This window comes from Pseudomonas sp. JL3, assembly GCF_031570575.1.
GTDB lineage: Bacteria > Pseudomonadota > Gammaproteobacteria > Pseudomonadales > Pseudomonadaceae > Aquipseudomonas > Aquipseudomonas cucumis.
On record NZ_JAKWJK010000021.1, the window covers coordinates 1 to 13,111 of the forward strand.

A 13,111-nucleotide genomic window follows, 5' to 3' on the forward strand; every position below is an offset into this window, starting at 1 on the left:
GCCCTCGCAGGGTGTGGGGGTGACCATCTCATTAATGCCCGATCATTTAAGGATCGGGCATTTTCATTTCAGGGAGAGATCAGCTGCTTATGGGTACTGCTGAACAGTGCCTGGCTGTTGCTGACCGCCATATTGCTGGCCCGGAATCGCCTTCAGGTTGACCTCGACACGGCGGTTCTGAGCCCGGCCATTCACATCACCATTGCTGGCAATCGGGTTATCCGGCCCGGCACCGCGCGCCGACAGGTTGGCGCCGCTGACACCCTGGGAGGTCAGGTAAGTCGCCACACTCTGGGCACGACGCTGGGACAGGTCCATGTTGTGCTGACGGCTGCCGGTGCTGTCGGTGTAGCCGACGATCTCGATCTGGTTCTGGTTGAACTCCTTGAGCGAGGCCGCCAGGTTGTTCAGCGGCTGGTAGAAACTCGACGCGATGTTCGCCGAATCGGTGGCGAAGGTGATGTTGCCCGGCATGATCAGCTTGATCTGATCGCCCTGACGCTGCACTTCAACCCCAGTGTTGGCCATGCTGGCCCGCAGCTTTTTCTCCTGCTGGTCGGCGTAGTAACCATAACCGGCGGCGGAAGCCCCCACTACGGCGGCGCCAATCAGCGCGCCCTTGCCACGGTTATCGTGACCGATGGCGGCACCGGCCAGTGCACCGGCCAAGGCGCCGAGGCCACCGTATTTGGCGGTTTTGCTCATGCCCGTAGAGCCGCCATCAGCCTGACCCTGATTGTCATAAGGGTTCTGCGATGCGCAACCGGACAACAAAGCCACAGCAGTAGCGACAATAATCAAACGACGCGAGGTGAACATGGAGAGCTCCTACTTTTTTGCATTCTGTGGTGCAGCGGACTTAAGCAATGAACCTTTGCGGGCGTTGGATCATGGCCAACGCCAAAAATTCCGTCGTGCCTTTCACAACTGCATCTTCAGGCTCGTACAAAGGGGTTACCGCGCATTTCATCGCCCAGACACGTATCCGGACCATGACCGGTCACCACCGTCGCCTCTTCGTCGAGGGTATACAACCGTTGCTTGATCGAACGCACGAGAGTCGCCTGATCGCCTCCCCATAAATCCGTGCGCCCTACCCCACGCTTGAACAGCGTATCGCCGGCTATCAGCAGCTTAGCCTCTGAAAACCAAAAGCTCATGGAACCCGGTGTATGACCCGGCGTGTGCAACGCCACGCCACAACCGCAAGCCAGCTCTTCATCGTCGGCCAACCAGCGATCTGGCGATGGCACGGGGGTGTAAGGCACACCGAACATCTGGCACTGCATTTCCAGGTTGTCCCAGAGGAATTGATCTTCTTTATGCAGGTGCAGCGTCGCGCCAGTTTTTTCCTTGAGCTGCCCGGAAGCCAGAAAGTGATCAAGGTGCGCGTGAGTGTGAATGATGCTGACCACCTTCAGGCCCAACGCATCGAGGCGCGCGAGGATCAGTTCGTGATTGCCGCCCGGGTCGACGACGATGGCTTTTTTGGTGATCGGGTCGCCAATAATTGTGCAGTTGCACTGCAACGGCCCGACGGGGAAGGTTTCGCGGATGAGGGTGGGTTGCTGGGACATCAGGGCACGCTCGGAAAACAGGAATGGCCAATTTTGGCACAGAATTGCCCTGATCCATTTACTCCATGTGCATCGTAAAATGCGTTACCCCAACACCCCCAACTCCTTCGCCCTCGCCACCGCCTGGGTCCTGCGCTCAACCCCCAACTTACTGTTGATATGACTGGCATGGGTTTTCACCGTGTGCAGCGAAATAAACAACTGATCACTGATTTCCTGGTTCGAACACCCCTGCGCGATCAGTCGCAGAACGGCCATTTCACGCGTACTGAGTTGTTCCGCAGCAGGCGACGCCTCCGGCATCGGGCGGGAGACCAGAGCCGGAAGCTTTTCCGAGAGACTCTGCGAAACGGCCGTCGGCGCACAGAGTTGAAGTTGCCCGCGCAGCCAGTCCGGGTGTTCGGTCAACAATGGGTCAAACGGTTGCAGGACGCCACCGGAAGCCGCTTCCAAAGCCTGGGTCAATGCCTTGCGGGCCTCGGCTTCGCGCCCGCCCGCCAGCAACAGCATGATTTTCTGACTCAGCGCCATCACGCTGAGCATCTGCCGACCGCTGTGTTGACCGTGTTCATGCAACGTATTCAAGCGCGCTTCGGCGAGCATGGGCTGGCCTTTCATCACGTCCAGCACCGCCTGTTGCAGTTCAATGTGCAGTGGCAGTTGCGGATGGAATTCCGGGGGGGCCGCCGGGTGCTCGCCGTTGTAGGTCTGGCCCAATCGCGCGAGCCAGGCATCGGCCAGGTCGGTGCGGCCCTGGGCCAGCCAGAGTTCGCATTTGACCAGGGTGATCATCGCCAGGTAATAAATCGGCGGGACGTCCCAGATGTGCATCAGCCGCTCTGCCTCGGCGAGTTCAGCGAAGGCTTTGGCGAACTCACCGCTGCTGCCCTCCAGACGTGCAATCACGCAGTGGCCGATCAGCACACTGATGTCGCGACAGGCCCGCGCTTCGGCCAAACCCGCGAGCAAACGTGCCCGCGCGGCCTGGGGTTGCAAGCGCAGCGCCAGCAAAAATCCCTCGTATAAGGTCAGCCGTGCGCGCACCGCATAAAGCCGTTGCGGGGATAAGCCTTGCAGACGCTGCAATCCCTGGCGGACTTCGTCCAGCGAACGAAGAATCTCACCGCGCGCCTGCAGTACGCGGGCGCGGTCGTAATGGGCCAATGCCTCGAACAACGGATTGCCGACTCGTTGTGCCAGTTCAAGGGACTCACGATTCAGCCCCCGGGCACGCCAGAGGTCACTGTCGGCAATGGCCAGATTCGACAATGTCGAGAGGCACATCAGACGCTGCCCATAGCGTTTGGCCGGCAGGCTCTCCAGCGCTTCGGTGCAATAGCGCAATGTCAGCTCGCGATTGCCTCGGCCCCGGGCAATGATGCCGCTCAGGGCCAGCCATTGCGCCAGCATGGATTTTTGCGCGGTGGCCGACGGAGCTGGCAGGAAGCGGCTCAAGTGGCTGGCCAGTTCCTCGGCGGCGTCCAGTTGGCAGGCCAGACCCAACGCCCAGCTGTAGAGCACGATCAGCCGTGGCGTGCTGATCAGCAGGCTGTCGGGCAAGTCCATTTTCCAGCGCAGCAACATGCCGACGTTCTGCTCGGCCAGCAGCTGTTCTTCAGAGAGGTTTTGTACCAAATTTGCTGCAACGTCCAGATGCCCGGCACGCAACGCCTGCTCTACCGCCTCATCGAGTAACCCTTGGGCATTGAACCAGCGGCAGGCACGCAGATGCAGGCTGGCCGTCGGCACCATCGCCTGGGCGGTGGGTCGGCTGCGTAGCAGGTCGGAAAACAGGTGATGATAGCGATACCAGTGACCGTGTTCGTCCAGCGGCACCAGAAACACCTGATGCGCCAGCAGGAAACGCAAGATCTCTGCACTGTCATGGGCTTCGCGCACGGCGTCACACAACTCGCTGCAAAAGCGCTCTTGAGGTGCGGTGTCGTACAGGAATGACTGCACTTCGGCGGGCAGGCAATCGATGACTTCTTCGAGCAGGTAATCGCGAATCAGCCCTTCCCCACCATACAGCGATTGGGGCAATGCGCCCTCGCTACCCGCCTCGGAGGCCGCCAGCAGCCAGAAACGCAGCCCGGCCACCCAGCCTTCGCTGCGCTGGATCAAACTCTCCAGCGCCTCGCCACGCAATGAAATGCTGTGCCGATCGAGCAAGGTCAGGGCTTCATCGTGGGTCAGACGAAGATCCTGCTCATGCAACTCGAGCAGTTGCCGCGACAGTCGCAGGCGTGCCAGGTGCCAGTCGGGACGTTGCCGGCTGGTGACCATGACCAGCAGACCATCGGGTAAATGATTGAGAAAAAACTGCAGACAGCGATCAAGCACTGGGCCTTGGGCCAGATGATAGTCATCGAGCACCAACAGCAGCGGCTTACCGGGTGAAAGGTGCACAGCCAGTTCATCGAGCAAACCGTCCAGCCATTCTTCGAAAGCGAACGGCTGATGACGCTGGCGCATTTTCAGCAGCCCCAGCGCCTGGCGGCCCAACTGCGGGAAATACTCTTGAAGACCTTCGAGCAGCCGTTCAAGAAAGCGGCCGGGATCGCTGTCCCGAGGACTTAACCCCAGCCACAGGCTTTGCCAGTGCTCCGGTAATCCCTGGCAAAACTCCACCGCCAATGAACTCTTGCCGAACCCCGCCGGCGCACTGACCAGCAACAGCCTGCCACCAAGGCCGGCGCTCAGGCGCTCGCACAAACGCGGCCGCAGCACATGGCCGTCGGGCAGCGGTGGCCGGAAAAAGCGCCCGCCCAATGTGGCGACGGCAACGCTTGCGGGGCCCGGAAGTGGGGACAGATCAGTCATGGCCGGCTCTTGTTTGAAAGGCTGATGGCGGCGTTACAGATGTCCGCAGCCTAGCGGTAAACGAAGAGCTATTGAAGGTTATTGCTACAAATGACTACAAAAAGACTACAACCAAAAATGTCGGTAAACCGGATAGCCACACCGACCTCGACAGCTGCTACGACGCTCTTAATGAACTTCCAAAAAAACGCCCCGAACCAGTCGGGGCGTTTTTTCGAGGATGCGGCCTCGGGTTACAACGTTTTTAGCGAACGCCTTCCTGACGCAACGCGGCCGGAGTGAAATCGGCGGTGCTGGCGGTGAAACCGAAGTTATAGGCCGACTTCTCTTCGTTCTTCATGCCCAGGGCCAAATAGCGGCCCGATTGCAGGTCGTACAAGGTTTCGAGGGTGTACCACGGCACTTGCTTGTCGTAGTAGTTCTGGGAGTGAGCCTCGGCGACGCGCCACAGTTGCCCGCGACCGTCGTAGTGGTCTACCACCGCCGCCTGCCAGGTGTCTTCGTCGATGTAGAAGTCACGTTTGGCGTAGATGTGACGCTGACCTTCCTTCAGGGTCGCAACCACATGCCAGACCCGACGCAGTTCATAGCGAGCCAGGTCCTGGTTGATGTGACCGGCCTTGATGATGTCTCCGTACTTCAGTTGTGGCGAATCGAGCTTGTAGCTGTCGGAGGCGATGTACATCTCTTTCTTGCCTTCGAGCTTCCAGTCATAGCGATCCGGCGCACCGTTGTACATGTCCAGGTTGTCGGAGGTACGCAGGCCATCGGCCGCGGTACCCGGCCCATCATAGGACACTTGAGGCGCACGACGCACACGGCGCTGCCCGGCGTTGTAGACCCACGCCGAACGCGGTTCTTTAACCTGGTCGAGGGTTTCGTGTACCAGCAGCACGCCACCGGCCAGACGTGCCGGCGCGGTCACTTTCTGCTTGAAGTAGAACAGGATGTTGCCCGGATTTTTTGGGTCGTAATCCTTCATCTTGTCGCGGAACACGAACTGGTCCTCGAAGTACACGAGGCTGAACGAGCCGTTCGGCTGCGGTGTCGCCTGGGTTATCAGGCGGGTCACACTGCCGCCGCGATAACGGGTGATATGGTTCCAGATGACTTCAACGCCGCTTTTCGGAATCGGGAACGGGATCGCGGTTTCGAAGTTTTCCAGACCGTTGCCGCCGGACACCAGGTTAGTGTTTGTGGCGTTCTTCTTGATCGAGGCAAACACCTCGTCCGGCACGGTGGCACCGCGATGGGACGGGTAGACCGGCATCTTGAAGGTTTCCGGGTAGCGCTTGAACATCGCGTACTGGCCCGGTGCGAGCTTGTCCTTGTACTGGTCGACGTTCTGCGCGGTGATGGTGAACAGCGGTTTTTCACTCGCGTATGGATCAGACAGAAAACCCTTGCTGTCCACACTACCGGCGTTTTTCGGCATGGGTTTCCAGGCCGGGATCGAACCGTCGGCGTTGCCCGCCATCTCGGCGCCCATCGGGGTCAGGCTCTTGCCCAGCTTGTCCGCTTCGGCCGCAGGGACCGCCGCCATGACACCGGTTGCCAGCAGCGAAAGCCCCAGAACGCCAACGTGAAACAGACTCTTTGTTATTTTCATAAATGTGTTCGTCCTGAAAATACAGTGCTTAGAAGTTCACGCCGAAGCTGAGCGCAACGAAGTCGCGATCATCCACAGTGGTGTACTTGCCGTCGAAGAAGTTGGTATAGGCCAGGCTCGCGGTGTAGGTGTTCTGGTATTCGGCATCGACACCCAGGCTCACCGCTTTACGACCTTCCTCGAAGTTGCCGCCAGGGCCAGGCGAGTAACCGCTCACGTCGTGGGACCAGGCCACGTTCGGCTTGAGGTTCACACCGGCGAATACGTCGTTGTATTCCCAGATGGCGCGACCGCGATAACCCCACGACATCGACGTGGTAAAGCCCTCGTCCTCGCAGTTGCGGCTGCGGTTGTTGGTAGCAGCGCCCGGACCGGCACCGTTGATGGTGCTGGTGTTGAGGATCGCCGAGCAGGTGTTGAGGCCGCCGGTAGCCGGCAGTTCACCAGGCCCGTAGACCGGGTCACGGCCGTAACGGACGTCGGAGCTGCTTTCCAGGCCGCCAACATGGGTCACGCCCACTTCGCCCACCAGGGTCAGACGGCTGGCGCCCATGACCTGATCGAAGAAGTGCGTCAGAGTGGTCTGGAACTGGGTGATTTCTTTGCGGCGATAGCCGTGCAGATCCTGCCCCGGTACACCGGGGAGCAGCGAAGCGTTGGCCAAGGCACCGCCCAATGGGCGCACGCCAGCAAACAAGATGTCGGTGGAGTTGAGCTGCACCGGCGCGTTCGGACGGTAACTGATCTCGCCGCTCCAGGCCGTACCGGTAGGCAGGGTGGTGGAGAAGCTCAAGCCGTAGAGGCGGATATCTTCCGGGTACTCGACGAAGTACTCGGAATTACCGGCGACCACCAGCGGCCCCAGCGCGCGGAACGCCGCTGGCAAAGCTGCCACGCCGTTGTAGATCGATTGCGGAGCACCCGTGGCGCTGAAAATCGGCGCCCGGCTGTGGTAGTTCATGAAGTACGCGCCGAACTCGGTATCGAGCGGTTCGAACATGTATTTCAAGGACGCGCCCCACTGGCCGCTGTCCCGCGCATCGCGATCAGGACCGCGACGCACCAGCACACCTTCTTCGTTGACGTCGACGCCCGCAGCGGCCAATGGGCCCAATGCGATGGCCGGAATGGTCGAACGCTTGTTCAGCACACGCAGGTTGTTGTCGCAGCCGTCGGCGATGATGTCCGGCTGGGAGAAGAAGGTGCCGCAGTTATCGACAACCGTCTGGTCCCATTCGAGCTGATAGAAGGCTTCGGCCGACAAATTGTCGGTCAGGCTCTGGGACACGTAGAACATGTTGACCGGGATCAGACCTTCCTTGACCTCGGCGCCAGGACGACGGAACGCGGACACGTCGATCGGGTTGATCGAGTTGATACCGCCGCCGATGAAGGTACTTTCACCCCAGCTCACGACCTGCTTGCCCAAACGCACGGAACCCGGCTGATCGGCAATGGCGTAGTTGTGGTAGACGAAGGCGTCGAGGATCTGGCCGCCGGCGGACTTGGCGCCTTCCTTGCGATTGCTGTCGCTGATGTCCTTGAACTCGCGGCTTTCATCCTTGAGTTCGAAGTCGTACCAGTATTTACCCCGGACGAAGACACCGGTATCGCCGTATTTCAATTCAAGGTCGTGGATACCCTTGAAGATTTTCGAGAAGGTTTCGCCGCTCTTGAAGTTGTTGTGACCGTCATCGGACGTCTGGGACAGACCGTGGCCCCCGTTATTGACGCCGATGAGGTTCTTGTTCGGGCTCTGAGTAGACCAACTGGCTCCGATCGACAGGGATGAGTCGAATTGACCTTCGATCTCACCGACGTTGAAACTGACGCCGAATGCAGGCCCGGCGAGCGAAGAGGCGAGACTGACCGCCAGGGGCAGTTTCGCCCGGCGCCAGAACTGGTTTACTGATGTCATCGACGCTACTCCATGTGCATTATTGTTATGGCTGAGTACTTTTAAAAACGTTGTGGGTGACCGGAAGCCAAGCGGTTCCGACGTCACTCCAAAGTTGCATCGCCCCGTTTTGTGCGCGCGCTCCGTTCTTAAAAATTCCTTGAGCGGACTATAGCCAGCAGGTAGTAGTGCTTGATCCCTCTAAAGTGTGATTTGCAGCTGCCGGCCACTCTGGAACAGTCCTTTCGCCAGTCCGACACATGTCGGCACGGCAAGGATGGCTGAAAATTCGGATTTCACAAGCCAAGCGCTTGCTTGGTGGGTCTGGCGCGCCGTTTTCGGCGCGCCAGATGACGCTTAAAGCGTCGAGAGGAAGGTGCTGTTGTTGGCCTGCCATTCGGTGATGTCGACGCGGATGCGCTTCTTGTCGAGCTTACCGACACTGGTCTTGGGAATTTCAGTAACAATGGCGATCTGGCTCGGGATGGCCCACTTGCTCAGGTGCCCCTGTTCAACGAACGGCTTGAGGTGCTCCTTGAGTTCCTTGGCCCCGATCTCATGCCCTTCCCTGACGACCAGCAGCGCAAATGGCCGTTCGCCCCACTGCGGATCGGCGATGCCCACCACTGCTACTTCGCGTACCGCAGGGTGGCGGCTGATCAGGTCTTCCAGGTCCAGGGAGGAGATCCACTCGCCGCCGGTCTTGATCACGTCCTTGATCCGGTCGCGAATGTCGATCACGCCCATGCTGTCCAGTGTCGCCACGTCGCCGGTGTGCAGCCAGCCCCCGGCCCAGAGCTCGGCGCCTTTCTGCGGCTCGTTGAAATAACCCTCGGTAAGCCACGGCGCACGCAACACCAGTTCGCCCTGGGTCTCGCCATCGGCAGGCAGGAAGTTGCCGTCGGTGTCGATAATCGCCGCTTCGACCAATGGTCCCGGCACACCGGCCTTGATCCGGTAAGTGGTGCGTTCGTCTTCGGTACCGGCCATCAGCTCATCGTTAAGGTGCGCGCACGATACCAATGGCCCTGTTTCCGACATGCCGTAAGCGGCGGTCAACTGAATGCCCTTGGCCTTGGCCGCTTCGTACAGCGCACGGTTGAGCGCACTGCCGCCGATGACGATTTTCCAGCCACCGAAATCGGTGTTTTGCGCCGCCTTGGCATTGAGGACCATTTGCAGAATGGTCGGCACGCAGTGGGAAAAGGTCACCTTCTCCTTGCGCCACAACTCCACCAGATACTCGGGGTCGTAACGGCCGGGGTAGACCTGCTTGAGCCCGAGCATGGTTGCTACATACGGCAAGCCCCAGGCATGCACGTGGAACATCGGGGTGATCGGCATGTACACATCGTTGGTGCCCAGCAGGCGCACGCTGTCGATGGACCCCATGATGGTCGACACCCCCATGGTGTGCAGCACCAGTTGGCGATGGGTGAAATACACGCCTTTGGGGTTCCCGGTGGTGCCCGTGGTGTAGAACGTGGTGGCCACCGAGTTTTCGTCGAAATCTTCAAAGTCGTACTGCGGGCTCGCGGCGGCCAGCAATTGCTCGTACTCACCAATAAGGTTCGGCAGGTCGGCGGTTTTTTCCGGCAAGTCGGTCAGCAGCAGGGTTTTCTCCACGGTGGTCAGGTGCCCGGCAATCGCCTTGTACAGCCCGACGAACTCGCTGTTGACCAGCACGAAGCGGTCCTCGGCGTGGTTCATGGTATAGAGAATCTGTTCCGGCGACAGGCGCACGTTGATGGTGTGGATTACCGCACCGATCATCGGGATGGCAAACATGCATTCCAGGTAGCGATGGCTGTCCCAGTCCATCACCGCCACGGTGTCCCCGGCCTTCACGCCGGCAGCCGTCAGCACATTGGCCAGCCGCGCGACCCGCTCGATCAGGGTCGGATAGCTGTAGCGCAATTGATCGCGGTAGATGATCTCGCGGGTTTTTTCATAACGGGCACCGGACATCAGCAGCCGTTTGATCAACAGCGGATACTGGTAAGCGCCCTCGGCTGGGGGGATAACGCGAGTCTGCAACATAAGAGTCCCTTTTTGACTGCACAGTCTTGGCTGCTAAAGCTAAGCACTCTAGAGGCCTTGAACGCCAGCCAAATCAGCCAAAGGGATGATTTGCACAACCGTATAAATGCTAGCTTTGCGCCAGCATTTGCAGGGATTCATGTGTACGAACGTGCAGCTTAACCCTACAAGGGACCGCGTATTTCGAGAAATCAGTGCATCTCGGTGAACGCGAGTTTCACCCCAATGGCGATCAACACCGCGCCCATGGTCCGGTCGAACCAGTGGCCCATGCGAGCGAAACCGGCACGCACGCGCTGCTGACTGAACAGCATCGCCACCAGGCAGAACCAGACTGCCGTCGCCGCTGCCAGATAAATCCCGTAACCCGCTTGTACCGCCAGGGGCGTGTGCGGGTTGATCACCAAGGTGAACAACGACAGGAAAAACAGCGTGGCTTTCGGGTTCAGGCCATTGGTCACGAATCCCGAAGTGAAGGCGCCACGCGCGGTACGTTCGCCCGCTTCCTGATGCAGGTCGTCAGCCGCAGATGGGGCCGGTTGTGCACGCAGAGCCTTGTAACCGATGTACAGCAGGTACGCGGCGGCGGCCCATTTCAAGGCGTTGAACAGCACGATCGACTGAGACACGATCAGCCCGATACCCAACAGCGAATAACCGACGTGCAGGAAAATCGCCGAGCCGACGCCCAACGCCGTCCATGTCCCGGCACGACGACCGTGGGTCACGCTCTCACGCACCACCACGGCGAAGTCCGGACCGGGGCTGGCGACGGCCAGCAGGTGAATCAGGGCAACGGTCAAGAACTCTGTCCAATACATGAGGGCTCCTTTTGGGCCAGCGTAACTGTTTGTTTCATCTGGTAGGCTCGGCAGATTACGCCTTCAGTTCAATGCACAAAAGGTACAGTTGATGACGAACTTTCGCCGCGCCGTTTTCCTCGACCATCCGTCCCTGGACCTCGGCGATCTCGACCTCAGCCCCCTACACGAGTGCTTCAGCGAGTTGCAGCTGTTCGCGCAAACCACGCCTGATCAGGTGATCGAACGCCTCAAAGGCGCCACTGTCGCCATCAGCAACAAAATCCCGATCGATGCGTCGGCCATGGCGGCCAGCCCCGAGTTGAAGCTGATCCTGATCACTGCCACCGGCACCAACAACGTGGACCTCGCCGCCGCCCGCGCTCACGGGATTACCGTTTGCAACTGCCAGGGTTACGGCACGCCGTCGGTGGCTCAGCACACGATTATGTTGTTGCTGAATCTCGCGACGCGCCTGGCCGACTATCAAAAAGCCGTTGCCGAAGGTCGTTGGCAGCAGGCGAAACAGTTCTGCCTGCTGGATTACCCGATTGTTGAACTCGAAGGCAAAACCCTCGGCCTGCTTGGCCACGGTGAACTGGGCAGTGCCGTGGCGCGGTTGGCCGAGGCGTTCGGCATGCGAGTGTTGCTGGGGCAGATTCCGGGGCGCCCTTCCCGACCGGATCGCTTGCCACTGAATGAATTGCTGCCACAAATCGACGCCCTGACCCTGCACTGCCCGCTCAACGAACACACTCGCCACTTCATCGGCGCCCGCGAACTGGCCTCGATGAAACCCGGTGCTTTCGTGGTCAACACCGCGCGCGGTGGCTTGATTGACGAGCAAGCATTGGCCGACGCCCTGCGCAACGGTCACCTGGGCGGCGCGGCCACCGACGTGTTGAGCGTCGAACCACCCACCGCGGGCAATCCGCTGCTGGCTCTGGATATTCCACGGTTGATCGTCACCCCGCACAACGCTTGGGGCAGTCGCGAGGCGCGGCAAAGAATCGTTGGCCAGTTGACCGAAAACGCCCAAGGCTACTTCAGCGGTCAAGCGCTGCGGGTCGTCAGTTGATAAACTGCGGCACTTTTTTTTCCAGGAGCAGAGTATGGATCCGCGCAGTGAAGTACTGCTTCGTCAGGCCGAGTTATTCCAGGGGTCGGTGCTGCTGGCCGGTTTGCCCGCCGATGATTTGCTGGGCCGCTTGCCCGACGCCCATGGCTGGTGCTGGCATGCCGGCGATCAAGCGGCGCTGGACGCCCGTTTCGCCGAGCGCAGCCATTTCGGCGTGAATGCGCCGGAGCGCGGGTTCGACAGCGCCGTGGTGTTTCTGCCCAAGTCCAAAGACCTGACCGACTACATCCTCAACGCCCTCGCCTCTCGTCTGGCAGGCCGTGAGTTGTACCTGGTGGGCGAAAAGCGCAGTGGCATCGAAGGCGCCGCCAAGCAGCTCAACCCCTTCGGTAAACCACGCAAGCTCGACAGCGCACGGCACTGCCAGCTCTGGCAGGTCACCGTGGCCAATGCGCCAGAAGCCAAGTCGCTGGAAAGCCTGGCACAGACCTACGAACTGCCATTGGCCGAAGGCCCATTGAAAGTCATCAGCCTGCCGGGCGTGTTCAGCCACGGTCGATTGGATCGCGGCAGCGCCCTGCTGCTGGAACATCTGGACAAACTGCCCAGCGGCCACTTGCTGGACTTCGGTTGCGGCGCGGGCGTGTTGGGGGCGGCGGTCAAGCGGCGTTATCCGCACAACCAGGTCACGCTGCTTGATGTGGATGCGTTTGCCGCCGCCAGCAGTCGCCTGACCCTGGCCGCCAACGGCCTGGATGCGGAAGTGATGACCGGGGACGGCATCGATGCCGCACCGATGGGTTTGAGTGCGATTCTGAGCAATCCACCGTTCCATGTCGGCGTACACACCGACTACTTCGCCACCGAGAACTTGCTGCGAAAAGCGGCTAAACATCTGAAAAACGGTGGCGAACTTCGACTGGTAGCGAACAGCTTCCTGAAGTATCAACCGCTGATCGAAGAGCACTTGGGCGTGTGTGCGATCAAGGCTGAAGGACAGGGTTTTCGAATCTACCGGGCCAAGCGCGGCTGATAATAAGTGCTTGCCTAACGGATTCTGCCTAGGCAGAATCCGCTCCGTCCTAGGGGAGTAGTCTCCCACGAGCGCCACGCTCGTCCGGCATACGTCAACATACTTGGTCCTCAGACCATGGCGTATGCGACCCAAGCGTCCGCATCAGACGGATCGCAGGGTTTGACAAGACCTATGACACGAACACCTTACCCGGGGCGGGAAGGCTGTACGTGTCATAGCCGTGTCGACCCGCCCCTTAGGAAAACCCTGAT

The 13,111-nt window shown here is 59.9% G+C and carries 9 protein-coding genes and 1 riboswitch; of the genes, 2 read left to right on the forward strand and 7 right to left on the reverse strand.

Annotation, left to right across the window (positions count from 1 at the left end):
- Positions 1-87: 87 nt before the first annotated feature.
- The 7 genes from MMG91_RS25290 to MMG91_RS25320 form a co-directional block, all read right to left on the reverse strand.
- Positions 88-819: an OmpA family protein gene (locus tag MMG91_RS25290; protein WP_305446847.1), complete on the reverse strand. Its 732-nt coding sequence runs from the start codon at positions 817-819 to the stop codon at positions 88-90.
- A 116-nt stretch (positions 820-935) separates the two neighbouring features.
- Positions 936-1,577 carry an MBL fold metallo-hydrolase gene (locus MMG91_RS25295; protein ID WP_007905270.1) on the reverse strand — a complete coding sequence of 214 codons (642 nt, stop codon included), beginning with the start codon at positions 1,575-1,577 and terminating at the stop codon, positions 936-938.
- Between the two features lie 84 nt (positions 1,578-1,661).
- Positions 1,662-4,400 carry a LuxR C-terminal-related transcriptional regulator gene (locus MMG91_RS25300; protein WP_310661057.1) on the reverse strand — a complete coding sequence of 913 codons (2,739 nt, stop codon included), beginning with the start codon at positions 4,398-4,400 and terminating at the stop codon, positions 1,662-1,664.
- 244 nt (positions 4,401-4,644) lie between these two features.
- A complete protein-coding gene (locus MMG91_RS25305) occupies positions 4,645-6,009 on the reverse strand; it encodes a DUF1329 domain-containing protein (RefSeq protein ID WP_310661058.1) in 1,365 nt (454 codons plus the stop codon).
- A gap of 28 nt (positions 6,010-6,037) precedes the next feature.
- Positions 6,038-7,927: a DUF1302 domain-containing protein gene (locus MMG91_RS25310; RefSeq protein ID WP_305446852.1), complete on the reverse strand. Its 1,890-nt coding sequence runs from the start codon at positions 7,925-7,927 to the stop codon at positions 6,038-6,040.
- A gap of 336 nt (positions 7,928-8,263) precedes the next feature.
- Entirely contained in the window at positions 8,264-9,946 is a 1,683-nt protein-coding gene (locus MMG91_RS25315; protein ID WP_310661059.1) for a fatty acid--CoA ligase, read from the reverse strand.
- A gap of 191 nt (positions 9,947-10,137) precedes the next feature.
- Positions 10,138-10,767, reverse strand: a complete 630-nt coding sequence (locus MMG91_RS25320) for a LysE family transporter (RefSeq protein ID WP_310661060.1) — start codon at positions 10,765-10,767, stop codon at positions 10,138-10,140.
- A gap of 91 nt (positions 10,768-10,858) precedes the next feature.
- On the opposite strand from MMG91_RS25320, the gene MMG91_RS25325 reads away from it, so the two are divergent.
- A complete protein-coding gene (locus MMG91_RS25325) occupies positions 10,859-11,824 on the forward strand; it encodes a 2-hydroxyacid dehydrogenase (protein WP_310661061.1) in 966 nt (321 codons plus the stop codon).
- 34 nt (positions 11,825-11,858) lie between these two features.
- Complete coding sequence (locus MMG91_RS25330) at positions 11,859-12,857, forward strand: class I SAM-dependent methyltransferase (RefSeq protein WP_305446856.1); 999 nt, start codon at positions 11,859-11,861, stop codon at positions 12,855-12,857.
- A gap of 40 nt (positions 12,858-12,897) precedes the next feature.
- A riboswitch (yybP-ykoY riboswitch) is annotated at positions 12,898-13,020 on the forward strand.
- The last annotated feature ends 91 nt before the right edge of the window (positions 13,021-13,111 follow it).